This window comes from Amycolatopsis sp. cg5 (genome assembly GCF_041346955.1).
Taxonomy (GTDB): domain Bacteria; phylum Actinomycetota; class Actinomycetes; order Mycobacteriales; family Pseudonocardiaceae; genus Amycolatopsis.
On the sequence record NZ_CP166849.1, the window covers coordinates 9,168,977 to 9,190,760 of the forward strand.

26 protein-coding genes are annotated in these 21,784 nt (G+C 68.5%); 18 read left to right on the top strand and 8 right to left on the bottom strand.

All coding sequences use genetic code 11. From position 1 onward, the window contains the following. The first annotated feature begins 32 nt into the window (after positions 1-32). The 5 genes from AB5J62_RS41755 (at position 33) to AB5J62_RS41775 (ending at position 3,543) form a co-directional block, all read left to right on the top strand. On the top strand, positions 33-1,649 hold the full coding sequence (locus AB5J62_RS41755) for a Na+/H+ antiporter (protein ID WP_370945576.1): 1,617 nt from the start codon (positions 33-35) through the stop codon (positions 1,647-1,649). Positions 1,650-1,839: 190 nt separating this feature from the next. Next, positions 1,840-2,289 carry an LEA type 2 family protein gene (locus AB5J62_RS41760; protein ID WP_370945577.1) on the top strand — a complete coding sequence of 150 codons (450 nt, stop codon included), beginning with the start codon at positions 1,840-1,842 and terminating at the stop codon, positions 2,287-2,289. After that, positions 2,289-2,681 (top strand): hypothetical protein, encoded by a 393-nt coding sequence (locus tag AB5J62_RS41765; protein ID WP_370945578.1) that lies wholly within the window; start codon positions 2,289-2,291, stop codon positions 2,679-2,681. The genes AB5J62_RS41760 and AB5J62_RS41765 overlap by 1 nt, the downstream gene beginning before the upstream one ends. Further along, positions 2,678-3,169 (top strand): hypothetical protein, encoded by a 492-nt coding sequence (locus AB5J62_RS41770; RefSeq protein WP_370945579.1) that lies wholly within the window; start codon positions 2,678-2,680, stop codon positions 3,167-3,169. The genes AB5J62_RS41765 and AB5J62_RS41770 overlap by 4 nt, the downstream gene beginning before the upstream one ends. Further along, positions 3,166-3,543: a hypothetical protein gene (locus AB5J62_RS41775; RefSeq protein ID WP_370945580.1), complete on the top strand. Its 378-nt coding sequence runs from the start codon at positions 3,166-3,168 to the stop codon at positions 3,541-3,543. The genes AB5J62_RS41770 and AB5J62_RS41775 overlap by 4 nt, the downstream gene beginning before the upstream one ends. On the opposite strand, the gene AB5J62_RS41780 is transcribed toward AB5J62_RS41775, so the two are convergent. The 3 genes from AB5J62_RS41780 to AB5J62_RS41790 are packed head-to-tail and all read right to left on the bottom strand — an operon-like array spanning position 3,530 to position 6,767. Further along, entirely contained in the window at positions 3,530-4,462 is a 933-nt protein-coding gene (locus AB5J62_RS41780) for a TIGR03564 family F420-dependent LLM class oxidoreductase (RefSeq protein ID WP_370945581.1), read from the bottom strand. The genes AB5J62_RS41775 and AB5J62_RS41780 overlap by 14 nt on opposite strands. Before the next feature lie 34 nt (positions 4,463-4,496). Continuing rightward, positions 4,497-5,438: an LLM class F420-dependent oxidoreductase gene (locus AB5J62_RS41785; protein WP_370945582.1), complete on the bottom strand. Its 942-nt coding sequence runs from the start codon at positions 5,436-5,438 to the stop codon at positions 4,497-4,499. Positions 5,439-5,480: 42 nt separating this feature from the next. Further along, on the bottom strand, positions 5,481-6,767 hold the full coding sequence (locus AB5J62_RS41790) for an adenylosuccinate synthase (RefSeq protein ID WP_370945583.1): 1,287 nt from the start codon (positions 6,765-6,767) through the stop codon (positions 5,481-5,483). A gap of 49 nt (positions 6,768-6,816) precedes the next feature. Between AB5J62_RS41790 and AB5J62_RS41795 the strand changes: the two genes are divergently transcribed. The 4 genes from AB5J62_RS41795 (at position 6,817) to AB5J62_RS41810 (ending at position 9,675) form a co-directional block, all read left to right on the top strand. Then, complete coding sequence (locus tag AB5J62_RS41795; RefSeq protein WP_370945584.1) at positions 6,817-7,497, top strand: hypothetical protein; 681 nt, start codon at positions 6,817-6,819, stop codon at positions 7,495-7,497. A gap of 293 nt (positions 7,498-7,790) precedes the next feature. Continuing rightward, positions 7,791-8,429 carry an HNH endonuclease family protein gene (locus AB5J62_RS41800; RefSeq protein WP_370945585.1) on the top strand — a complete coding sequence of 213 codons (639 nt, stop codon included), beginning with the start codon at positions 7,791-7,793 and terminating at the stop codon, positions 8,427-8,429. Between the two features lie 85 nt (positions 8,430-8,514). Further along, a complete protein-coding gene (locus AB5J62_RS41805) occupies positions 8,515-9,216 on the top strand; it encodes a YafY family protein (RefSeq protein ID WP_091288593.1) in 702 nt (233 codons plus the stop codon). Between the two features lie 75 nt (positions 9,217-9,291). After that, positions 9,292-9,675, top strand: a complete 384-nt coding sequence (locus AB5J62_RS41810) for a VOC family protein (RefSeq protein WP_370945586.1) — start codon at positions 9,292-9,294, stop codon at positions 9,673-9,675. Here the strand turns inward: AB5J62_RS41810 and AB5J62_RS41815 are convergent. Then, on the bottom strand, positions 9,656-11,521 hold the full coding sequence (locus AB5J62_RS41815) for an FAD/NAD(P)-binding protein (RefSeq protein WP_370945587.1): 1,866 nt from the start codon (positions 11,519-11,521) through the stop codon (positions 9,656-9,658). The genes AB5J62_RS41810 and AB5J62_RS41815 overlap by 20 nt on opposite strands. 96 nt (positions 11,522-11,617) lie before the next feature. On the opposite strand from AB5J62_RS41815, the gene AB5J62_RS41820 reads away from it, so the two are divergent. Together AB5J62_RS41820 and AB5J62_RS41825 are read left to right on the top strand one after the other, a co-directional pair. Continuing rightward, positions 11,618-12,070 (top strand): GNAT family N-acetyltransferase, encoded by a 453-nt coding sequence (locus AB5J62_RS41820; protein WP_370945588.1) that lies wholly within the window; start codon positions 11,618-11,620, stop codon positions 12,068-12,070. 7 nt (positions 12,071-12,077) lie between these two features. Then, on the top strand, positions 12,078-12,842 hold the full coding sequence (locus AB5J62_RS41825; RefSeq protein WP_370945589.1) for a hypothetical protein: 765 nt from the start codon (positions 12,078-12,080) through the stop codon (positions 12,840-12,842). Here the strand turns inward: AB5J62_RS41825 and AB5J62_RS41830 are convergent. Next, a complete protein-coding gene (locus tag AB5J62_RS41830; RefSeq protein ID WP_370945590.1) occupies positions 12,823-13,461 on the bottom strand; it encodes a TetR/AcrR family transcriptional regulator in 639 nt (212 codons plus the stop codon). The genes AB5J62_RS41825 and AB5J62_RS41830 overlap by 20 nt on opposite strands. Before the next feature lie 77 nt (positions 13,462-13,538). On the opposite strand from AB5J62_RS41830, the gene AB5J62_RS41835 reads away from it, so the two are divergent. Continuing rightward, positions 13,539-14,747, top strand: coding sequence for an alpha/beta fold hydrolase (locus AB5J62_RS41835; protein ID WP_370945591.1), 1,209 nt, complete (start codon positions 13,539-13,541; stop codon positions 14,745-14,747). A 110-nt stretch (positions 14,748-14,857) separates the two neighbouring features. On the opposite strand, the gene AB5J62_RS41840 is transcribed toward AB5J62_RS41835, so the two are convergent. Next, a complete protein-coding gene (locus AB5J62_RS41840) occupies positions 14,858-15,268 on the bottom strand; it encodes a DUF3151 domain-containing protein (RefSeq protein ID WP_370945592.1) in 411 nt (136 codons plus the stop codon). Positions 15,269-15,490: 222 nt separating this feature from the next. On the opposite strand from AB5J62_RS41840, the gene AB5J62_RS41845 reads away from it, so the two are divergent. Further along, positions 15,491-16,684, top strand: a complete 1,194-nt coding sequence (locus AB5J62_RS41845; protein WP_370945593.1) for a hypothetical protein — start codon at positions 15,491-15,493, stop codon at positions 16,682-16,684. Positions 16,685-16,756: 72 nt separating this feature from the next. On the opposite strand, the gene fbaA is transcribed toward AB5J62_RS41845, so the two are convergent. Continuing rightward, positions 16,757-17,782, bottom strand: coding sequence for a class II fructose-bisphosphate aldolase (gene fbaA / locus AB5J62_RS41850; protein ID WP_370945594.1), 1,026 nt, complete (start codon positions 17,780-17,782; stop codon positions 16,757-16,759). A 123-nt stretch (positions 17,783-17,905) separates the two neighbouring features. Between fbaA and AB5J62_RS41855 the strand changes: the two genes are divergently transcribed. Both AB5J62_RS41855 and AB5J62_RS41860 read left to right on the top strand, forming a co-directional pair. Further along, complete coding sequence (locus AB5J62_RS41855) at positions 17,906-18,157, top strand: type II toxin-antitoxin system Phd/YefM family antitoxin (RefSeq protein WP_370945595.1); 252 nt, start codon at positions 17,906-17,908, stop codon at positions 18,155-18,157. Continuing rightward, positions 18,150-18,554, top strand: a complete 405-nt coding sequence (locus AB5J62_RS41860; RefSeq protein ID WP_370945596.1) for a type II toxin-antitoxin system VapC family toxin — start codon at positions 18,150-18,152, stop codon at positions 18,552-18,554. Before AB5J62_RS41855 ends, AB5J62_RS41860 begins: the two co-directional genes overlap by 8 nt. Here AB5J62_RS41860 and AB5J62_RS41865 read toward each other — a convergent pair. Then, entirely contained in the window at positions 18,541-19,371 is an 831-nt protein-coding gene (locus AB5J62_RS41865) for an LLM class F420-dependent oxidoreductase (RefSeq protein ID WP_370945597.1), read from the bottom strand. The two genes, AB5J62_RS41860 and AB5J62_RS41865, sit on opposite strands and share 14 nt — an antisense overlap. A gap of 50 nt (positions 19,372-19,421) precedes the next feature. Here AB5J62_RS41865 and AB5J62_RS41870 point away from each other — a divergent pair, with 50 nt between their 5' ends. The 3 genes from AB5J62_RS41870 (at position 19,422) to AB5J62_RS41880 (ending at position 21,763) form a co-directional block, all read left to right on the top strand. Beyond that, positions 19,422-20,324: an aldo/keto reductase gene (locus AB5J62_RS41870; RefSeq protein ID WP_370945598.1), complete on the top strand. Its 903-nt coding sequence runs from the start codon at positions 19,422-19,424 to the stop codon at positions 20,322-20,324. A gap of 66 nt (positions 20,325-20,390) precedes the next feature. Next, positions 20,391-21,281, top strand: coding sequence for an SDR family oxidoreductase (locus tag AB5J62_RS41875; RefSeq protein ID WP_370945599.1), 891 nt, complete (start codon positions 20,391-20,393; stop codon positions 21,279-21,281). An 8-nt stretch (positions 21,282-21,289) separates the two neighbouring features. Next, a complete protein-coding gene (locus AB5J62_RS41880) occupies positions 21,290-21,763 on the top strand; it encodes a pyridoxamine 5'-phosphate oxidase family protein (protein ID WP_370945600.1) in 474 nt (157 codons plus the stop codon). Positions 21,764-21,784 lie beyond the last annotated feature (21 nt).

A 21,784-nucleotide genomic window follows, 5' to 3' on the forward strand; every position in this document is an offset into this window, starting at 1 on the left:
GGAGTCCGCGAAGATCAGCGCAGGAGGTCCCCATGGAGCTGCTCACCCTGATGGCCGTACTCGCGGGTTCGCTCGGCCTGACCGCGTTCGCGCGCCGCTTCAACCAGTCGGCGCCGCTGCTGATCGTGGTCGTCGCGCTCGCCATCTCGTTCGTTCCCGGTGTGCCGAGGGTCGAGCTGGATCCGGAGCTCGTGCTGACGGTCGTGCTGCCGCCGCTGCTCTACTCGACGTCGCTGGACAGCTCGGTCGCGCACTTCAAGAGCAACCTGCGCCCGATCGTCTCGCTCGGCGTCGCGCTCGTCGTGGTCACCGCGCTGGTGGTCGGCCTGGTCGTGCACCTGCTGCTGCCGGACCTGCCGTTCGCGTCGGCGCTGGTGCTCGGCGCCGTGGTCGCGCCGCCGGACGCGGTGACCGCGGTGGCGATCGGCCGCAGGCTCGGCCTGCCGCGCCGGGTGATGGCCGTGCTCACCGGCGAGAGCCTGGTCAACGACGCCGCCGCGCTGACGCTGTACAAGATCGGCATCGCGGCGGCGCTCGGCACGGCCGGTTCGATCGGCGGCGGGGTGGTGGTGTTCGCGGTCGCGACGGTGGTCGGCATCGGGATCGGGCTGGTGATCGGCATGATCGTCGGGCTGATCCGGCACAAGCTCGACGATCCGCTGATCGAGTCGACGTTCGGCATCATCGTCCCGTTCGCCGCCTACGTCGCCGCCGAGCACGTGCACGGCTCCGGTGTGCTCGCGGTCGTCGCCGCCGGGCTCTTCCTCGGCCACAAGTCGTTGCGGTACGGCAGTCCAGCGACCCGCATGCAGGACTCGTCGGTGTGGGCGTCGATCGACGTGCTGCTCGAAGCGCTGGTGTTCGCGTTGATGGGGCTGCAACTGCCGTTCGTGCTGGAGAGCGCGCACGCCGCCGCCCGGTCGGACGGCACGCTCGCGTGGTGCGCGCTGGTCGTGCTGATGGTGACCATGCTGGTGCGGATACCGGCAGTGTTCGTGTCAAGTTATCTCCCGCAGACGGCACGGCTGTTCGGCCGCGAGCGCGCGGTGCCGCCGTGGCGGCAGCTGGCGGTGGTCTCGTGGACCGGCATGCGCGGCGTGGTCACGCTGGCCGCCGCGACCGGTATTCCCGTCGATGTGCCCGGCCGCACCGAAATCCAGTTGTTCGCGTTCACCGTGGCGATCGGGACACTGCTGATCCAAGGTCTCACGTTGCCCGCGCTGATCAGGAAACTCGACGTGGCCGATCCCGACGAGGCGGTCCGCGACGCCGAGGAGGAGATGGCCGCGCGCACGGTCGCGCAGGCGGCGGCCAAGGAACGGCTCACCGAGATCTTGCGCGAGCGTGTGTCCACTATGGACGTACCGCCGGAGAAGGTGGAGAAAATCCGGCAACGCCTCGACACCCTCATCGAAAGCCGTTATCGCTTCGCCGCCGCCGGGATTTCCTTGTCCGCCGAAGAACGCGTCGCCAGCCCGCAGGCCCAGTTCGCCAAAGCACGCCGAGAACTGCTCGTCATCCAGCGTGAGGCGATGATCGCCGAACGTGAGGCGGGCAGGCTCGACGACGACATCCTCCGCAAGGTGTTGCGGGAACTGGATTTGGAGGAGCTCACGCTCACGTCGAGGCTCACCCCGCGCGCCGGATGAGACCGTTACACCGCCCGTGATCTCGCTTCGAATACATGCCGATCACGGGCGGCCTCGCGCATAACAGGCGCCGATTCGAATAACAAGGGGCCTAGGGGCAAGCAAAACCGGGCCGGTTTACCGCCGTGCCCGAATCGCGTTCCCCGCAGAATTCTCGGTATTCCCCCAGGAACTCACCGAGGAGCCGTTGATGCGCAAGTTCAGCAAGAAGACCGCGATCGCTCTCGGCGCCGCAGGCGCGCTGACCGTGGCCGGCGTCGCGTACGCCGCGTGGTCCAGCTCCGGCTCCGGCACCGGTTCCGTCACCTCGACGACCGCGAAGAGCTCCACGATCTCGCCGTCGAGCTCCGGAAACGCGCTCTACCCCGGCGCCACCCAGACCTTCACCATCACCGTCGACAACCCGAACTCCTACCCCGTCAAGGTCACCTCGATCGCGGCAGGCAGTTCGGCGGCCGACGGCGCCTGCGGCGCGGGTTCGGTCACCAGCGACGCCGTCAGCAACCCGAGCGGCACGATCAGCGCGGGCGCCTCGGCGACGTACACGCTCACCGCGCACATGGCGAGCGACGCCGACGACGCCTGCCAGGGCAAGAACTTCTCCCTGAACCTGACGGCCACACTGGCGTCAGCGGCCTGATGCGCGCGGCCGTCCTGGCGGTGGCACTCGCGCTGACCGCGGCGTGCACCCCGCAGCAGCCACCCGGCAAGGTCGGCTTCACGGTGACCGACGTGCCCGGCCGCAGCACCGAGCTGTATCCGGGCGCCACCGGTGCCCGCTGGGTGCGGATCGGGAACGCCGAGAACTTCCCGATCAAGGTCACCTCCCTGACCGCGACGGTCCAGCCGACCTCGAATCCCGCGTGCCGACCCGACTTGGTCCGGGTCGACCCGCTCGCGAAGGCACTCGTGGTGCCCAAGCAGGGATTCGCCGAGGTCGCGCTGACCACCCATCTGGCGGCCGCCGCGCCGGACGCCTGCAAGAACGTCACCTTCCCGCTGACCTACACCGGAACGGCCACGAAATCATGACCTCGCACCGACGCGTCCCCCAGCGCAGGCTCCGGCCTCGGCACTACGTCATCGTCGGCGGCGTCACGGCCGTCGCGCTCACCGGCGGAATCGCTTACGCCGCTTGGAGTTCCACCGGCTCCGGGTCGGCTTCGGCGAAGGCCGGCACCGCGCAGGCGCCGACCACCGGCGTCACCGCGGTGACCGTCGGCGACCTGTACCCCGGCGGCAAGGGAACGGCCAAGGTGCTGGTCAACAACCCGAATCCGTACCCGGTCAAGGTCACCACGATCGCCGGAGCGGGCGCGGCGACCGCGACCGGCGGCTCCGGCACCTGTTCGACCACCGGGGTCACCTTCACCACGCAGACGCTGTCCAGTCCGGTGGCGGCGAACGGCAGCGCGACGCTGACGCTCGCCGACGCGGTGAGCATGTCCACGGCGTCCGACAACGGTTGCCAGAACGCCGGTTTCACCATCCCGGTGACGGTCACGGTGGTGAGCGGATGACCAGGATCGCCGTGCTCGCGGTGGCGGCGGTGCTGGTGCTCGCGGGCGAAGCCGGTGCGGCGTGGTCCACGTCGAACACCGGCTCCGCCCACGGCAAGGCGGGCACACTCGCCACGCCGGCGTTGACGGCCGTCGCCAATCGATGCAACGGGGCCAACAGCAACGCGGACCTCTCGTGGACCACGATCCAGGGCGCGACGGCGTACGACGTCTACCTCGACAACAAGGCGAACCTGAGCAGCCCGCAGATCACGTCGACGACCGCGACCGCGTTGACGAACTTCCCTGTGGGGAACCAAAAGAGCTACCTCGCCGTGCGTGCCAAGGCAGGCGACTGGCGCGGCTCGCTCTCGGCGGTCGTCAGCGTTTGTTGAGCTCACCCAGCAATCGCCACGTGCGCAGGCGGTCCTCGCCAGACCGGACACCGGCCTGGCTGATCACCACCTCGGTCGCGCCCGCGTCGAAGTAACGCTGGACGGCAGCCGCGACCAGCTCCTCGTCACCGACCACCGCCAGGTCGACCGCGTGCGCGACCCCTTCCGCGTCAAGGATTCGCCGATAGGACGGGATCTCTTCGTACGCCGCGAGCCGCTCGCCCAGCACTTCGCGGGTGGCCTCGACCTCGCGGGTCACGACGGCGGGGAACACCGCGATGACCCGGGGCCGCGGCCTGCCTGCCGACGCGGCCGCCCGGCCGATCACCGGCACGATGTTCGTCGACAAGGCCTTGGGCCCGGCGAAATACGGCAGGGTCCCGTCGGCGAGTTCACCGGCGGTGGCCAGCGCCTTCGGTCCCATGGCGGCCACGACGATCGGCACCGGTTTCGCGCCGGGCACGATCGTCGGCATCGACGGATGCAGGCTGAGGATGTCGCCGTCGAACTCGGTCTCCACGCCGCTGAGCAACGGCCGCAGCACGGCCAGGTATTCACGCAAATGCTGGACGGGCGGCGGATACGGCTGGCCGAACGCCGGCTTCAGAAACGGTTTGGAGCCGAGCCCGAGTCCGAGCGTGAATCGTCCGCCGGTCGCGGCCTGAGCGGTTTGCGCGAGTGCCGAAATCAGCAATGGATGTCGCGGATAAATGGGCACAACGCCCGTTCCGACCGAAATGCCAGGAAACGCCCTGCCCGCCAGCGCGGCCACCATGACGGCGTCGTAGTCCAGCAATTGCGGGAACCAGACCGAGCTCAGCCCCGCGGCGGCGGCCTGCCCGGTCTGGTTCACGAATTCTTCGATGAGATTTGCGGCCTGATATGTGTCACTGGCCGGGATGGTCACCCCTATGGTCATGCGTCACGCTAAACCGGACCATCGAGGGATTAGATCAATTCGTAGGCACCATTGTCTGGTCACCCGCCAGTGTCCAGGTGCGAAGTCGGTCTTCAGTGGACCGAATTCCCGCCTGGGTGATCACGACTTCGGTCGCGCCGGCGTCGAAATAACGCCGGATGGCGGCGGCCACGGTCTCCTCGTCGCCGATCGCCGCAAGCTCGTGTGCAGCGGAAACGCCTTCCGCGGCGAGAATCTTCTGATACGACGGGATCGAGTCGTAGAACCCGAGGTTCGCCGCGGCCGCCTCGCGAGTGGCATCGATATCGTTCGTGACGATTGCAGGAAACGCGGCAACGATTTTCGGCTTCGGACGGCCCACTGACTCAGCGGCCGCATTGATGACCGGGACGATGTTTTCGGCGAGCGCGCGCGGCCCGGCCAGGAAAGGCAGCGTCCCGTCGGCCAGCTCGCCGGTCACCTTGAGCGCCTGCGGGCCCATGGCCGCGACGAAGATCGGGACCGGCGCCGAGCCGGGAACGGCCGTCGGGGCGAACGGGTGCGAGCTGAGCAGCTCGCCGTCGAACTCGGCCGCTTCGCCGTTCAGCAACGGCCGCAGCGCGGTCAGGTACTCACGCAGGTGCCGGATCGGCGGCGGGTACTCGACGCCGTACGCGGGCTTGAGCAGCTTCTCCGAGCCGAGGCCGATGCCGAGCGTGAACCGGCCGCCGGTGGCCGCCTGCGCGGTCTGGCCGAGCGCGGAGAGCAGCAGCGGGTGCCGCGGATAGATCGGCACGACCGAGCTGCCCACCGCGATACCGGGCACCTCGCGCCCGGCGATCGCGGCCACGGTCACCGCGTCGTAGTTCTGCAGCTGCGAGAACCACACCGAGTCGATACCGGCGGCCGCGGCCTGCCTGGTCTGCTCGACGAGTTCTTCGACGAGATTGCTCGCGCCGTCCGTGTCCCCGGACGGAAGGGCTACCCCAATGGTCATGGCAGGGGCAACTCGGTCCGCCCGGGGTTATTCCCCGTCCCGCTAGATGAACTCGTGCCGCACGATCGTCTGCTCGCGGCCCGGCCCGACGCCGATCGCGGAGATCCGCGCGCCGGAGAGCTCTTCGAGGTACTCGACGTACGCGCGGGCGTTCGCCGGCAGCTCCTCGAAGGTGCGGCAGCCGGAGATGTCCTCGAACCAGCCAGGCCGCTCTTCGTAGATCGGGGTGGCGTGGTGCACGTCGGTCTGCGTCATCGGCATGTCGTAGGTCTTGAAGCCGTCGACCTCGTAGCCGACGCACACCGGGACCTTCTCGAGCCCGGACAGCACGTCGAGCTTGGTGAGGAAGAAGTCGGTGATGCCGTTGACCCGCGTCGCGTACCGCGCGATGACCGCGTCGAACCAGCCGGTGCGCCGCGCGCGGCCGGTGGTCACGCCGACCTCGCCGCCGGTCTTGCGCAGGTACTCGCCGGACTCGTCGTGCAGCTCGGTCGGGAACGGGCCGGAGCCGACGCGCGTGGTGTACGCCTTGAGGATGCCGAGCACGGTGCCGATCCGGCCGGGGCCGATGCCGGAACCGGCGCTGGCGCCGCCCGCGGTCGGGTTCGACGAGGTGACGAACGGGTACGTGCCGTGGTCGACGTCGAGCAGGGTGCCCTGCGAGCCCTCGAGCAGGATGGTCTCGCCGCGCTCGAGCGCCTGGTTGAGCTGCAGCCGCGAGTCGGCGATGCGGTGCGCGAACTTCTCGCCCGCCGCGAGCACCTCGTCGCAGACCTCGTCCGCGTCGAGCGCCTTGCGGTTGTAGACCTTGACCAGCACCTGGTTCTTGAACTCCAGCGCCGCCTCGACCTTCTGGCGGAAGATCTTCTCGTCGAGCAGGTCCTGCACGCGGACGCCGACGCGGGCGATCTTGTCCTGGTAGCAGGGCCCGATGCCGCGGCCGGTGGTGCCGATCTTGCGGCTGCCGAGGTAACGCTCGGTGACCTTATCGATCGCCACGTGGTACGGCATGATCAAATGCGCGTCGGCGGAGATCAGCAGCCTGCTGGTGTCGACGTCGCGGGCCTCAAGCCCGGCGATCTCCTCGAGCAGCACACCGGGGTCGACGACGACACCGTTGCCGATCACGTTGGTCACGCCGGGCGTGAGGATGCCCGACGGGATGAGGTGCAGCGCGAAGTCCTGGCCGTTGGGGAGGACGACGGTGTGACCGGCGTTGTTGCCGCCCTGATAGCGGACGACCCACTGAACGCGGTCGCCGAGCAGGTCGGTGGCCTTGCCCTTACCTTCGTCGCCCCACTGGGCGCCGATGAGCACGATGGCCGGCATGTGACACTCCTGAGGTTCGACAGACAAGGGCGCAGGCGAATGCCGGTGCATGAGCGTAACGGAGGCCGCTGGCGTGCGGGGACTGGTGCTGGCTTGTGGACCCGATACGGAGAAAATTCCTGACGTCGACGAGGTCAGGACCGTGCGGCTGCCGTCGCGTCCCGGCAAGGCGGATGTGGACCCCTTGCTGGGGGAAAGCGACCGGCTGATCGTCGGCGGGTCCGACGCGGACCTCGCGGCGGTGGTGCTGCGACTGTTACGAAAAGAACAGTTGGCGGGCGTGTCGGTCGGTTTCGTGCCCACCGACCCGGACTCGGCGGTCGCCGAGCTGTGGGGCCTGCCGACCGATCCCCTGCGTGCGCTGGCGCTCGCTGTCCGTGGCGACGTCGACCCGGTCCCGCTCATCCGCGACGACGCGGGCGGCGTCCTGGTCGGCCGCGGCCGCATCTCGACCGTGCGCGGCGTGGCGTACTGCGACGAGAAGCTCGCGCTGCGTGGCCCGGCGCGGTCGATCGAGGTCGAGCCGAGCGGCGACGGGCCGGGGCTGGCCGTGCGCGTGGTGAAGGGCGCCTTCTTCAAGCGGCCGTCGGACTTCGAGTCGCGGGCGTTCCAGCTGGGCTGCATCCCGACCAGGCCGGTGTACGACGGCGTCGTGCACCCGCGCGCGGTGAAGCGGTGGACCTGGTACCGGCACACCGAGGACCTGCGCCTGGTGCGCGGAATGGCGTAGCCGAGGGAAACGCTCGTGATCGTCGGCTCGGCGTGGGGCGTCGGTACGAGTGGAAGGTTTGCTCCGTTGGGTGCAGAAATTCTTCCACTCGCTCGGCTCGCCCACCGTGGCACGTGACAAGGGTCGCCCTTGCAACGCTCTGGGTGACAAGGGCCGGCCCGCTGCCCGTCGCACTGGCGATCCGGTCGCGCGGTGTTGGTTAGCAATTCACCAAATGTCACTCACAAGTGTTGCCGAGGTCACTTCCGTGAGCCAGGGTTAGCTGTCCCTGCACTCGACACGGAGGCAGCCCTATGCCAACGTTTCGCCTGGTTCGCCGCTCGTTGACCGCTTTGAGCGTCAGCGCGATGCTCACCGTCGGTATCGTCGGAACGGCCGACGCCACCCCACCGGGTATCCCGTCCGCCGCCACCGCGAAGTCCAACCTCGCCACCCTCACCGTCGCACCCGACGGCTCGCAGGACGGCTACAGCCGCGACCAGTTCCCGCACTGGATCGACCAGGGCAACAGCTGCAACACCCGCGAGGTCGTGCTCAAACGCGACGGCATCGGCGTCACGACCGGAGCCGACTGCGCGCCGACCGGCGGCAAGTGGGTCAGCCCGTACGACGGCGCGACCTGGACCGCGGCCTCCGACGTCGACATCGACCACGTCGTCCCGCTCGCCGCCGCCTGGCGCACCGGGGCGTCGAAGTGGACCAAGGCGCAGCGGCAGGCCTTCGCGAACGACCTGACCGGGCCGCAGCTGATCGCGGTCACCGACAACGTCAACCAGCAGAAGGGCGACAAGTCGCCCGACCAGTGGAAGCCGCCGCTGACGAGCTACTGGTGCACCTACGCGCGGATGTGGGTCGGCTCGAAGTACAAGTACAAGCTGACCGTGAACTCGGCGGAGAAGACGGCGCTGACCTCGATGCTCGGCCGCTGCTAAGGACTCGTGCGCGTTGCGGGCGGTTCTAACCGCCCGCAACGCGCACGACCCGAAACTGTCGGTGCCCCTGGTTAGCGTCGGGGGTGTGAACCGAACCGACCGGCTTTACGCGATCGTCGAAGACTTGCGCGCGGTCGCGCCAGGAAGACGCAGCGCACGCCAGCTCGCGGACCGCTACGAGGTCAGCGTGCGCACCATCGAGCGCGATCTCGACGCGCTCCAGCAGGCGGGCGTGCCGATCTACGCCGACGTCGGCCGCCGAGGCGGCTACACGCTCGACAAGACGAGGACGCTGCCGCCGCTCAACTTCACGCCTGCCGAGGCGGTGGCCGTCGCGGTCGCCTTGCGTGACGCGGACAGCTCGCCGTTCGCCCGCGCCGCCGAGAGCGCGCTGCGCAAGATCGTCGCGGCGATGCCCGTTCAGGAGGCGGCCGCCGCGACCGAACTCGCCGACCGCGTCCGGTACCTCGCACCCGTCTCGGCGCCCGCGCCGAGGCAGCCGGTGCCGTCGATCCTCGAAGAGGCGCTCGCGAAGCAACGGGTGCTGCGGCTGCTCTACGCCGACAAGGACGGCACGCTGACCGAGCGTGATGTCGAGCCCGTGGTGTTCATGGCCGCGCCGAAGGGCTGGTATCTCGTCGGCTGGTGCCGCCTGCGAGACGACCTCAGGGTGTTCCGCGTCGACCGGATCCTGTCGGCGAACGATCTCGGCGAGCCCGTCCCGGAGCGCGTGCTCACCCTGCCCGAGGTGCCGGACCATGTGATCCAGGTCGCACGGTTCGGCTGACAAACACCGACATAGGGCTGTCGCGAACGACGACGAAAGTGAGGTTCACCAGCAAGACAACAGGAGGAGATTCCCATGACCGCACCGGCGTTCGGCAGCGTCACCTGGTTCCAGATCGGCAGCGAGGACCCGGCCGCCACCAGGAGCTTCTACACCGAGCTGTTCGACTGGTCCTTCGAGGTCGACACCAACGACGACACCGAGGGCCGCTACGCGCAGGTCACCACGCCGGGTGCCTCGCACCCGACCGGCGGCCTCTTCGACACCCGTGGCGAAGTGCCGAACCACGCGATCTTCTACGTGCTCGTCGAAGACACCGCGAAGACCGTCGCCGCGGCCGAGAAGCGCGGCGCCAAGGTGCTCGTGCCGCCGAAGACCACGCCCGCCGGCCTGGTCTTCTCCGACCTGCTCGACCCGCAGGGCAACCACTTCGGCGTCTTCACCCCGCCCGCGGCGTAAGCGCGAGCAGCTCGCGGGCGACCGCGTCGTTCTGCCGGAACGGGAGCGCGTTCGTGCGGGGGCGGGTGAACGCCGCCGCCGAACGCGCGCTCGTGTGCGGGCCGACCGCGAACAGCCGGGGATGCGCGTCGCCGCCGGAGTCGAGCAGCCGCGAGTCGCCGACCCTGGTGTGGATACGGCCGGAGAGCTCGCGCTGCCCGGTGGCCGTGTCGAGTACGGACTCCTCGACCAGGTCACCGGCATCGCGCAGGGTGCGCAGCAGCAGGTCCGAAGCCCGGCTCACGCTGGGTTCGGGCAGGCGCGCTTCGATCAGTGTCCTGGCCCGCACCTCGCCGGGGAAGCTCTCGCTGGCGCCGACGAACGTCCCGTCGGCGGCAGTGATGCGCATTTCCGCGCCGGCGAAGGAAACCAGGCCTGCCTGGTGGAGCGCGAGCAGTTCTTCGAGACGCCGTGGCGGCGGGCCGCTGGCGTAATAACTGAAGAAGCCGTGCCACCAACCGTCCATTTCGGACACCTGAGTGCGTGCGGTGATCCGCCCGCTCGCGGCCAGCGCCGGCAGCTGGTGGTACACCGAAAGCAGCGCCATGAACGCGCCGAGGTCCGCGCTGAACTCGACGTCGGCGCGGCGCGACAAGTCTCGCTCGACGTACTCGCGGACGTGCTTGCCGAACTCCTCGCCCGTCTCGAAGCGCAGCCCGGCGAGCGGCCGGTCCAGCTGCTCCAGGTCGAGCCGGTCTTCCGCCGCGGGCACCGATTTCTCGATGAGGGCAACCATTTCCGGCGAGTCCCACTCGGTGTCGGCGAAGGTGTCCGCGAACACCGCGAAGTCCAGCCGCACCCGGTCGGGATGCCCGGTGAACAGCTCGCTGTAGTAGCCCCAGGCGATCTCCTTGGCCATATGCGGCCAGACGTCACGCTTGAAGTCGAGCCGCTGCGGAAGCTTCTCGAACGTGTAGGAGTCGAAGAATCTGGGCAGCTGCAACGATTTCCCGCGCAACCGGTAGCCGGTCTTCGCGTGATACGGCACGCCGCGCCGCGAGCCGACGTGCAGCACCGGCTCGCGTCCGCTCGGGTGATACCGGAGCCCGCCGCACGGCTGCTCCTCGAATCGGCCGCCACGCCCCTCGGTCAACAGCAGCATCAGGTCGACGAACGCGAGCCCGAAACCGCGCACCAGCACGGGTTCACCGGCGGGCACGTCTGCGTAGTCGACGTCGGCGGTGTAGCCGGCCGGGTAGTACGCGAGGTCGTTGCGGACGGCGTACTCGGCCAGTTCCAGCTCACGCTCGTCCGGCAGCGCGTCGAGATGGCCGACCGTCATGAGCACGGCGTCGACCCGCAACGGCGTCTCGGAATCCTTGAGCCAGACGGCGTTTTCGGTGACGTTCACCGCGTGCGTGTGGTGCTCGACCACCTCGATGCCGTCCGGCAAAGTGTTCAGGATGTGCTGATACACCCAGTCGAGATAAGCGCTCTGCAGCCGTCGCGTCGGAAACGAGGTCGACTTCAGCGTGCGCAGCTCGTCGAGCAGATCATCGGGGACCGAGGCGTCGAGCTTGCCGGTGCGCACCTTTTTCGCCCACTCGGCCAGTGAAGGGCCGTTGCGCACCGGACCGGACATTTCGACGGTCTCGTCGGTGAACATCGTGACGTCTTCCGGCATCGAGTTCATTCGCAGCAACGGCGACTGGTCGTACCGCCACACCCGGCCCGGTCCCGGCGGGAACGGGTCGATCAGGTGCACCACGAGCGTGCCGGTGAGCAGCTCTGGCGCGTTGGCGGAGAGCCGTTCCAGCACACAGATCCCGCGCGGTCCCGCACCTACGATCGCGAGTTCGAACGCCACCCGTCCGAAGCTACGCCTGGTTTCGGCGGCCACTACTCGAATTCCCACTTGGCGGACATCGTTGCCTTGCGGACTTTCGCGCCCGATCATCGGCAGGTGAGCCTCGAAGTACGGTCGTACGCCGTGACCGACCCCGAGGTGCGGCCGTTGCTGGCCGAGCTCGCCCACGAGTACTACAGCCGCTACGGCTCCAACTCGGAGCTCGAGCGCTATCCGCCGGAGGAGTTCGCGCCGCCGCGTGGCGCGCTGCTGCTGGTGCGCGAACACGACGTGAGTGTCGCGGGCGGCGCGTTCCGGCACTACGACGACGAGACCGCCGAGGTCAAACGCATGTGGACGGCGTCGGCGCATCGACGGCGCGGGCTCGCCAGGCTGGTGCTCTCCGAACTCGAAGCCGAGGCGAAGCGACGCGGGTATCGCCGGATCTTCCTCACCACCGGGCCGAAACAGCCCGAAGCCGCGTCGCTGTACCTCGCCGCCGGATACCGTGCCGTCCCCGCGGACGATCCGGAGGGATTCGGCCTGCTGGCGTTCGCGAAGGACCTATAGTCCGCACGTGGATTACGCGGCACTGCGCACCGGCCTGCTCGAACCGGCGCTCGGCGACGTGGACCTGACCGCCGACCCGAGGCGGTTCTTCCGGCATGTCGTGCCGTGCCCGCGTTGCCGGGGTTCCGGCACGCAGCGGGTGCTTTGGGACGACGAGTGGGAAGACGGCTGGAGTTGCGGCCATTGCGGTCCGTGGACCGGGCACACCAAGGACTCGCCGATCGACGCGACGCCGGACGGCTCACACGTGAAGGCCCTGGGCCCGGCCATCGCGGAGGCCGAGGCGCTCGCCTGGGAAACGGCGGCACTGCTCGAACCGTGGGGCTCTCGGCCTGCCGAGCGGATCGTCTGGCGGGTCGGCACGACCGGTACGAAGAAGATCGGCGATCACTGTGTGCCGGTCGACATCGGCTTGCTGGTCAACGACATCTTCTTCATCCACCTGCGCGAAGAGCTCAAGGGCTGCGACACGGGCATCGACATCTCGACACCCGGCTACGACCGGCCGGCGCCCTATCCGGATGTCGCGTTCCAAGCGCGCAAACACGCCAACTGGGAAGCCGCGGCGGCGGCCGGACACCACTTCCCCGAACGGATCCGGCACGCCAACGGCATCAAGGAACTAAGCGACCACCCACTGGTCGGCAAGTCGTTCGCGGAGCTGCCGAACTTTTACACGCGAGTGCTCGAAATCTGGCTGACCGGGTACGCGCTCGAGTCCATCGAGGACGGCACGATCTTCCTGTACGCGGCTAGCGCAGCCGATCGATGACGTCGACGTCCGGCTCCCGCAGCCGGGTGATGCCGCCGACGGTGAACTCGGTGAGCAGGTCGATCAACGCGTCCGCGTCGGGCGGCTGGCCGTCCCAGGTCATCTGGACGAGCGCCTCGGTCATCGCGAAGTAGAGCGTGACGAGCGCGTTGTCGGACCGGCCTGCGTCGACACCGTGCTCGGCCCACCGCTGCTTGGCGACGTCGGTGTAGACGCGGGCGAGCCGCTCCCTCAGGCGGGTGAGTGCCGGATTCCCCAATCGCTCGGCTTCGCGGAGCACCGGGAAGGCCTCGGGATTGGCCGCGACGAAGGCGAACATGTTCGCGTAGTTCATGCGTGCCCACGCGCGCAGGTTCGGCGTCTTCTCCCGCGCCAGCGCCACGATGCCGACGAACGAGCGCTCCTCGACATCGGCCACGACCTCGGTGAACAGCGCCGCCCGGTCCCCGAAGCTCTCGTAAACCGACTGCCGTGAGACGCCGGCTTGGCGGGCGATCTGCTCGATGGTGGTCTGCTCGCCGTGCAACGCGTAAAGCGACGCGGCCGCGCGCAACACGCGTTCGCGCTGCTCACCGAGCGGGAGCTTGCGCGGGCGTCCGCGACGAGCGGGGGTTGACATGTGGGGCACCTCACCTCATTCTTTTTCGACACGAGTGTCGAAAACTCAGCACCCCGACTGCTCAATGAGGAGCAAGCGTGCGCACTTTCTCTCGTCTCGGCCTTGTCGCGGCCGTCGCCATCGCGTTACTGGGTACCCCCGCCCAAGCAGGCGCGACCACCTTCTACGACCCGCCTTCCCCACTGCCGTCCGGCGCGAACGGCGACATCATTCGCCACGAGGTTTCGCAGTTCTACATCGATCCCGTAAAGCTCATCAAGGCGGACGCCAAGGTGCAACGGATCATGTATCGCAGTACGGACACACATGGCGACCCGATGGCCGTCACCGGCACCGTCCTCACCCCCAACGGCCCTTGGATCGGCGCAGGTCAGCGCCCGATCGTCAGCTACGCGGCAGGCACCCAGGGCATCGGCGACTCCTGCGCGCCGTCCAAGGCGCTGGCCGCCGGCTTCGAGTACGAGGGCCCGTTCATCGCGGGCCTGCTCACCCGCGGGTACGGCGTGGTCGTCACGGACTACGAAGGCCTCGGCACCCCGGGCGTCCACACCTACATGAACCGGCTCTCGCAGGGACACGCCGTGCTCGACGCGATCCGCGCCGCCCAGCGACTGCCCGAAGCCGGGCTCCCCGACGCCGGACCGGTCGCGATCGCGGGCTACTCGCAGGGCGGCGGCGCTTCGGCGGCGGCCGCCGAGCTGCAGCCCTCGTACGCGCCGGAGTTGAACCTGAAGGGCGCGTACGCGGGCGCCGTCCCGGCGGACCTGTCCGAGGTCGCGAAGGTGCTCGACGGGCACTACGCGGTCGGCTTCCTCGGGTTCGCGCTGGTCAGCATGGACGCGGCGTACCCGGAGCTGAACATCCGCTCGCTCCTGAACGCGCGCGGCAAGCAGCTGTTCGAGCAGGTCAAGAACGAGTGCACGGTCGAAGCGATCGCGGCGCACGCGTTCACCCAGTCGTCGACGCTGACCAACGACGGCCGCTCGCTGACCGCGTACCTGGGTGAGGAGCCGTACAAGTCCCGCGTCGGCCAGCAGCTGATCGGCAAGCTCAAGCCGACCGCGCCGATCCTGGTGGTGCACAGCGTCCTCGACGACATCGTCCCGTACGACCAGGACCGCACGATGGCCCGCTCGTGGTGCTCGAAGGGCGCGAAGGTCCAGTTCAGCAGCTCGCTGGTGCCCACCCACGTCGGCGGCGCGGTCCGCGCGTACCCCGAAGCCTTCGCCTGGCTCGAAGGCCGGTTCGCGGGGTTCCCGGCGCCGAACAACTGCGGCTGGTTCTAGCTAAAAAATCCCAATGTGGCTTTCGTCAGCTCCGGGCTGACGAAAGCCACATTGGCGGCCTGAAACCTGACCAATGCCACATTGGGATTTTTTCCGGCCTCGACCTGGGCTCAGGCGAGGCCGGTGGCTTCGGCGGCCGCCGGGTCGGACTCGGTGATGAAGGTGCGGCAGCGGTCGTACTCCTCGGTCTCACCGATCTTCCCGGCCGCCTTCGCGAGAACGGCGAGCGCGCGCAGGAAGCCCTGGTTGGGGCGGTGCGACCACGGCACCGGGCCGAAGCCCTTCCAGCCCGCGCGGCGGAGCTGGTCGAGGCCGCGGTGGTAGCCGGTGCGGGCGTAGGCGTACGCGGCGACCGTCTCACCGGCTTCGAAGGAGGTCTCCGCCAGCTGGGCCCACGCGGCGCTGAAGTACGGGTGCTCCGCGGCGACGCCGGCCGGGTCGACGCCGGCGTCGAGAGCGGCCTGGGCGACGGTGTGCTCTGGCAGCAGGGTCGGCTCCGGGCCGAGCAGGTTGTGCGTCATGAGCCCATTGTGCTCAGCTGAAGAACAGGGCGCCGACCACCCCGCCCGCGGCCAGCACGAGGCAGCCGACGAGGACAGCGGCGACAAAGCGTTTCGGCATCATGGCGGCAGAGGATGCCCGGAGCACCGCGCGGAAAGCAAACTCGTCACTCCTCAGGGTGAACCCTGGTTTTTCACCGGTCCGGTACCGATCGGTAAGTCGACTAAGCGATGATTACCGGCATGACAAAGGCAGTGGACGTGTCTGGGGTCGTCGAGCCCGGCGTCATCCCCCGTAGCCCGATCGCCAAGACGCGCCTGTTCTTCCGGCTGCACTGGCACCGCGGCGCGCCGGGTCAGCCGACCCCGCAGTGGGCACTGAACTTCTGCTACTCGATGTGGCTGATCGCGTTCGCGTTCAAGATGCTCGGGTCCACCTGGGACATGTCGTGGCACTTCAAGTTCCTGCGTGACGACCTCGCGCCGCCGCACCTGATCAACACGGTCGGCACCGGCATCCTGGTGGTGCTGGTCGCGATCCACAGCTACACCGGACTCGGCTGCGACAAGCGTTCGCTGCGGCTGATGCAGGGCGGGATGATCCTGTTCCTGATCGCCGGGCCGCTCGACATCCTCAACCACCGGCTCAACGGTCTCGACCTGACCGCGTGGAGCCCGTCGCACATGATGCTCTACCTGGGCACCGAGATCATGATCCTCGGCGTGATCGACGGCTGGATGAAGTTCTCCGCGCCCGGCCGTCTCCGTTCGCTGGTCCTCACCGGGCTCTGGGTCTTCCTGCTGGAGAACACGTTCTTCTCGAACGGCCAGCAGGAGTACGGCATCATCGGCCTCCGCGCCTGGGAACGCGGCGAGCCGGAGGCCGAGCACGAGCTGCTGAGCTTCGCCGCGAAGCAGATCGGCCACCCGGTCGACCTGGCCGCGGTCACCCACTTCACGATGCCGATCCCGGCGTGGGTCTACCCGCTGTGGGGCATCGGCGTCTCCGCGCTGGTGCTGGCGCTGGCCCGCAAGACGATCGGCAAGCAGTGGGCGGGCACCGCGGTGGCGGGCGCCTACCTGGCCTACCGCCTGATCATGTGGCCGATCCTGCTCGGCATCGGCTTCCCGGTCCCGACGGTGCCGTTCTACCTGCTGGCCGTCGGCCTCGCGGTGGACCTGGCGTTCCGCATCGGGCGGGAGCACAAACTCCTCACGGCGGGCGCGGGCGCGCTGCTGGTCACCGCCTTCGGCTACAGCACGCTGTGGATCCAGTCCCAGCTGCGGCCGTGGTTCCTGGGCGACGCGCACACCGAGTCCGCGCCGCCGGTCGACTACTGGACGGTGCCGATCGCACTGGTCGGCCTGGCGATCCTGTTCTGGGTGGGCCTGCGCTTCTTCACCCGCCAAGGCCCCAAAGTCACTTCGGGGGCATGACATGACCCCAAAGTCACTTTCGGGGCATCGCACGCCCCGAAAGTGACTTTGGGGCCCTGTTTAGCTGGGGACCTAGAGCTTCTGGCCTGCGGAGCGGAGGTGCTCGGCCGCCTCGCGCACCCGGTCGGCCATGCCCTTTTCGGCGGCCTTGAGGTAGCTGCGGGGGTCGTAGACCTTCTTGTTGCCGACCTCGCCGTCGATCTTCAAGACACCGTCGTAGTTCTTGAAGAAGTGGTCGACGACCGGGCGGGTGAAGGCGTACTGGGTGTCGGTGTCGACGTTCATCTTCACGACGCCGTAGGACAGCGCGGCGTGGATGTCGGCGACCTCGGAGCCGGAGCCGCCGTGGAAGACGAAGTCGAACGGCTTCGCGTCGGACAGGCCGAGCTTGGCCGAGACGACGTCCTGGCCGCCCTTGAGGACGTCCGGGCGGAGCTTGACGTTGCCGGGCTTGTAGACGCCGTGCACGTTGCCGAAGGTGGCGGCGAGCAAGTAGCGGCCCTTGTCGCCGGTGCCGAGCACCTCGGCGGTCTTCAGGAAGTCGCCCTCGGCGGTGTAAAGCTTCTCGTTGATCTCGGCCTCGACGCCGTCCTCTTCGCCGCCGACGACGCCGATCTCGACCTCGAGGATGATCTTCGCGGCGCGTGCCTTCTCGAGCAGCTCGGCGGCGATGGTCAGGTTCTCGTCGAGGTCGATCGCCGAGCCGTCCCACATGTGGGACTGGAACAGCGGGTTCTCGCCGCGCTTGACGCGCTCGGCGGAGATGTCGAGCAGCGGGCGGACGAAGCCGTCGAGCTTGTCCTTGGGGCAGTGGTCGGTGTGCAGCGCGACGTTGATCGGGTAGTGCTTGGCGACCACGTTCGCGTACTCGGCCAGCGCGGTCGCGCCGACGACCATGTTCTTGACGGCCTGGCCGGAGGCGAATTCCGCGCCGCCGGTGGAGAACTGGATGATGCCGTCGCTCTCCGCCTCGGCGAACCCGCGGATCGCGGCGTTCAGGGTTTCCGAAGACGTCACGTTGATGGCCGGGTAAGCGAATTCGTTCGCTTTCGCCCGGTCAAGCATCTCCGCGTAGACCTCGGGGGTGGCGATGGGCATCGTGGGTCCTCCTCGAACAGACTTGGTGCCTTCAGCCGCATCGTACGAGGTCGGCGGAGCGGGCACACTGGTCGTATGAGGAACGAGGTAGCACGCCGTGCTACCTCGCGCTACACTGCGGGAGTGGATGTCATCAGCCAGCGTGAGTTCCGCAACAACTCCGCCGCCATCATGGACGGGGTGGAGGCTGGAAAGACCTACTACGTCACGCGCAACGGCGTGGAGATCGCCGAGCTGCGCCCCATCCAGCGGCGCCGCCAGCTGACCGCCGAGGAACTCTGCGCCAAGCACCGCAAACTGCCTCGCGTCGATGCCGAACTGCTGCGTCAGGAAGCCGACGAGTTCTTCGGCTCAGAGGACCGCGTCGGTGACTGAACGCCCCGAAAAAGGTGTGCTCGACACCTGCGTTTACATCGATCTCGGCAGGCTGGACCCCGAGTCGCTGCCCAAGATCCCGTCGATCACCGCGGTCACCATGGCCGAGCTGCACCAGGGTGTCGCGATGGCGAAGACCCCCGCCGTCCGCGCGGCGCGCAACGAGCAGCTCGGCGCGGCGATGGTCGACTTCGTCCCGCTGCCGCTGGACGCGGCGGCCGCGGCCCGCTACGGCACCTTGGTGGCGCTGGTGCTCGCCGCGGACCGCGACCCGAAGCCGCGCCGGATGGACCTGATGATCGCCGCCATCGCCTCGTCGTCCGAGTTGCCGCTCTACACGCGCAATCCGGCCGACTTCAAGGGCTTGGAGTCGATGCTCGACGTCATCGCGGTGTGACCGCCGCGATCACCGCCGCGTAGTCGAGGTTGTCGCCGAGCACCTGCACGGCCACGTGGTCCGCGCCCGCGTCCAGGTGCGCGGTGAGCCCACGCGCGACGGTCTCCGCGTCGCCTTGCGTCACGAGCGCGTCGATGAGCTGGTCGCTGCCGCCGTCGGCGAGGTCCGCGTCGGTGAAGCCGAGCTTGCGCAGCATGGTCGTGTAGTTGATCAGGCTGAGGTACGGGTTGCGGACGGCTTCCCTGGCGATCGCCAGCGCGCGCTCGCGTTCTTCGCCGAGCACGACTTTCTGCTCCGCGACCAGCAGCTTGTCCGGGCCGAGGAGTTCGCGCGCCTGCCGGGTGTGCTCCGGGGTGGTGAGGTACGGCAGCGCACCGGCCGTGCGGTCGCCGGAAAGCTTGATCACCTTGGGGCCGAGCGCGGCGAGCGCGCGTGACTCGACGGGCACGCCCGCCGCGTCGAGACCGTCGAGATAGTCGACCAGCGCTTGATAAGGCTTCTTGTACTCCTGCGTCGCCTCCGGGTGCCCGGCGCCGATGCCGAGGATGAACCGGCCGGGGTACTTGTCGGCCAGCCGGTGGTACCCGGCGCCGACGCCGGCGGGGTCGTCCGACCAGATGTTGGCGATGCTGGTGCCGACGACGAGCGTGGAGGTCGCGGCGAGCACACTGTCGAGTTGTCCGATTTCACTGACCAGCGAAGGAGAACTGCCCACCCAAAGCGCACCATAGCCAAGGCCCTCCAGCTCCACGGCCAGCTTGTCGTCGGTGAGCTGTTTCGGGCGCCAGACGCCGATCTTGCCGATTTCGTAGGTCATGTCCCTCCCAACCCGGGCGCCGCCGGGTTTCATTCCGCTAGCTTCGGATCATGGCGAAAATCGGCGAACTCGAAGTCTGCGAACTCAATCTCGGCGGCAACGTCTTCGGCTGGACGGCCGACGAGGAGCAGTCGTTCGCGGTGCTGGACGCGTACGCGGAGGCGGGCGGCAACTTCATCGACACGGCCGACGTGTACTCCGGCGGCAAGTCGGAGGCGATCATCGGCAACTGGCTCGCGCGCCGCGGCCGCCGCGACGACATGGTCATCGCGACCAAGGTGGGCAGCTGGGCGGAGCGGCCGGGCCTGTCGGCGAAGAACATCGCCGAGGCGGCTGACGACTCGCTGCGACGGCTCGGCACCGACCACATCGACCTCTACTACGCGCACCGCGACTACGACGAAACCCCGCTCGAAGAGACGCTCAGCGCGTTCGACGCGCTGGTCAAGGCCGGCAAGGTCCGCCACATCGCGGCCTCGAACTACACCGCCGCGCGACTGTCCGAAGCACTGTCCATTTCGGACCGTGCGGGCTACGCGCGGTACGTCGCGCTGCAGCCGCACTACAACCTGCTGGAGCGCGACTACGAGCGTGACCTCGCGCCGTTCATCGCCCGCGAGGGTCTGACGACGCTGCCGTATTTCGCGCTGGCCATGGGTTTCCTCGCCGGGAAGTACCGCTCAGCGGACACTCCGTCCGATAGCCCGCGCGCTCCCCGCGCGGCGGCTTACCTCAACGACCGCGGCGAACGCGTGCTGTCCGCGCTCGACGACATCGCGCAGTCCCACCACGTCCCGGTGGCCGCTGTGTCGCTGGCTTGGCTGCGTGCCCAGCCGACGGTCGCCGCGCCGATCGCGAGCGCGCGCACGACCGAGCAGCTCGCCGACCTGCTGCCTTCGCTCACGCTCGACCTGACCGCACAGGAGGTCGAAGCGCTCACGTCAGCCTACTGACGGGTAGCTTACTTGGGGTAAGTTCGGGTAGCGTGCCTGGCCAGTGAGCTGACACAAGGAGGCGTCGTGGCCAGGAACACCGTCAAGGGCAAGGTCGTGCTGATCACCGGTGCCGCCCGCGGCATCGGCGCCGGGCTGGCGGAACGGCTGGCCGCGCAGGGCGCCAAGGTCGCGCTCGTCGGCATCGAAGCCGACGAGCAGCGCAAGGTCGCGGAGGCGATCGGCGCGGACGCGAAGTCATGGGAAGCCGACGTCACCGACTGGGCCGCGCTCGAAAAGGCGACCGCGGACATCGCCCGGCACTTCGGCGGCATCGACATCGTGATCGCCAACGCCGGCATCGCGTCGACCGGCTTCGTCCGCTCGGTCGACCCCGCCGCGTTCGAAAAGGTCATCGAGGTCGACCTGCTCGGCGTGTGGCGCACCTTCCGCGTCACCTTGCCGCACGTCATCGAGCGCAAGGGCTACCTGCTCGCGATCTCCTCGCTCGCCGCGATCACGCACGCGCCGGGCATGGCCAACTACGCCGCCGCGAAGGCGGGCGTCGAGGCGTTCTCCAACAGCCTGCGCGCCGAAGTCGCGCACCTCGGCGTCAAGGTCGGCGTCGCGCACCCGACCTGGATCCGCACGGACCTGGTCGAAAGCGCCGACGCGCACCCGGTGTTCGGCAAGCTGCGCAGCGGCATGCCCGGCCTGATCGGCAAGACGTACCCGCTGTCCACCGCGCTCGACTGCCTGGAAGACGGCATCATGCGGCGCGGACGCACGATCCATGTGCCGCGCTGGGTCGGCGCGCTGAAGCTGATCCGCGCGTTCCTGCCGCCGATCATCGAACTCGGCTCGCGCAGCCGCGTGCCCGCCGCCGACCGGGCCGCGCTCAAGGACATCGAAGAGCGTGGCGCGTACGAGGCTTCCGTGACCGGGCATGCTGGACGGGCCGCGACCACCCGACACTAGGAGGTCTCATGTCCCGCCGTGACCAGATCCGCATGACGCCCGAGGAGATCAGTGCGTACTTCGACGAGCAGAAGGTCATCAACGTCGCGACCATGAGCCCGAACGGCCGGCCGCATCTGGCGCCGCTCTGGTATTTCCCGCACGGCGACGGCGTCGCGACGTGGACGTACGGCACGTCGCAGAAGGCGAAGAACCTGCGCCGGCTGCCCGAGGCGACCGTGCTGATCGAAGACGGCGACAGCTACGAGAAGTTGCGTGGCGTCTCGCTCGAAGCCGAGGTCGAGCTCGTCGAGGACACCGAGCGGATCATCGAGATCGGCGTCGCGCTGACGCAGCGGTACGCGGGCGGCAAGCCGGGTGATCCGGTGCCCGATGAGCTCAAGGCGTTTATCACCGCACAGGCGGGCAAGCGGATCGGGTTGATCTTCAAGCCGACGAAGGTGATCAGCTGGGATCACGGGAAGCTCGGTGGTACCTACTAGAAAGTAGGTGTTACCTGAGGT

Bases quoted from the DNA above. Each gene is read 5' to 3' on its own strand.
- AB5J62_RS41755 (WP_370945576.1), top strand. From the start codon at position 33: ATGGAGCTGCTCACCCTGATGGCCGTACTCGCGGGTTCGCTCGGCCTG.
- AB5J62_RS41760 (WP_370945577.1), top strand. From the start codon at position 1,840: ATGCGCAAGTTCAGCAAGAAGACCGCGATCGCTCTCGGCGCCGCAGGC.
- AB5J62_RS41765 (WP_370945578.1), top strand. From the start codon at position 2,289: ATGCGCGCGGCCGTCCTGGCGGTGGCACTCGCGCTGACCGCGGCGTGC.
- AB5J62_RS41770 (WP_370945579.1), top strand. From the start codon at position 2,678: ATGACCTCGCACCGACGCGTCCCCCAGCGCAGGCTCCGGCCTCGGCAC.
- AB5J62_RS41775 (WP_370945580.1), top strand. From the start codon at position 3,166: ATGACCAGGATCGCCGTGCTCGCGGTGGCGGCGGTGCTGGTGCTCGCG.
- AB5J62_RS41780 (WP_370945581.1), bottom strand. From the start codon at position 4,462: ATGACCATAGGGGTGACCATCCCGGCCAGTGACACATATCAGGCCGCA.
- AB5J62_RS41785 (WP_370945582.1), bottom strand. From the start codon at position 5,438: ATGACCATTGGGGTAGCCCTTCCGTCCGGGGACACGGACGGCGCGAGC.
- AB5J62_RS41790 (WP_370945583.1), bottom strand. From the start codon at position 6,767: ATGCCGGCCATCGTGCTCATCGGCGCCCAGTGGGGCGACGAAGGTAAG.
- AB5J62_RS41795 (WP_370945584.1), top strand. From the start codon at position 6,817: ATGAGCGTAACGGAGGCCGCTGGCGTGCGGGGACTGGTGCTGGCTTGT.
- AB5J62_RS41800 (WP_370945585.1), top strand. From the start codon at position 7,791: ATGCCAACGTTTCGCCTGGTTCGCCGCTCGTTGACCGCTTTGAGCGTC.
- AB5J62_RS41810 (WP_370945586.1), top strand. From the start codon at position 9,292: ATGACCGCACCGGCGTTCGGCAGCGTCACCTGGTTCCAGATCGGCAGC.
- AB5J62_RS41830 (WP_370945590.1), bottom strand. From the start codon at position 13,461: ATGTCAACCCCCGCTCGTCGCGGACGCCCGCGCAAGCTCCCGCTCGGT.
- AB5J62_RS41840 (WP_370945592.1), bottom strand. From the start codon at position 15,268: ATGACGCACAACCTGCTCGGCCCGGAGCCGACCCTGCTGCCAGAGCAC.
- AB5J62_RS41845 (WP_370945593.1), top strand. From the start codon at position 15,491: ATGACAAAGGCAGTGGACGTGTCTGGGGTCGTCGAGCCCGGCGTCATC.
- fbaA (WP_370945594.1), bottom strand. From the start codon at position 17,782: ATGCCCATCGCCACCCCCGAGGTCTACGCGGAGATGCTTGACCGGGCG.
- AB5J62_RS41865 (WP_370945597.1), bottom strand. From the start codon at position 19,371: ATGACCTACGAAATCGGCAAGATCGGCGTCTGGCGCCCGAAACAGCTC.
- AB5J62_RS41870 (WP_370945598.1), top strand. From the start codon at position 19,422: ATGGCGAAAATCGGCGAACTCGAAGTCTGCGAACTCAATCTCGGCGGC.
- AB5J62_RS41880 (WP_370945600.1), top strand. From the start codon at position 21,290: ATGTCCCGCCGTGACCAGATCCGCATGACGCCCGAGGAGATCAGTGCG.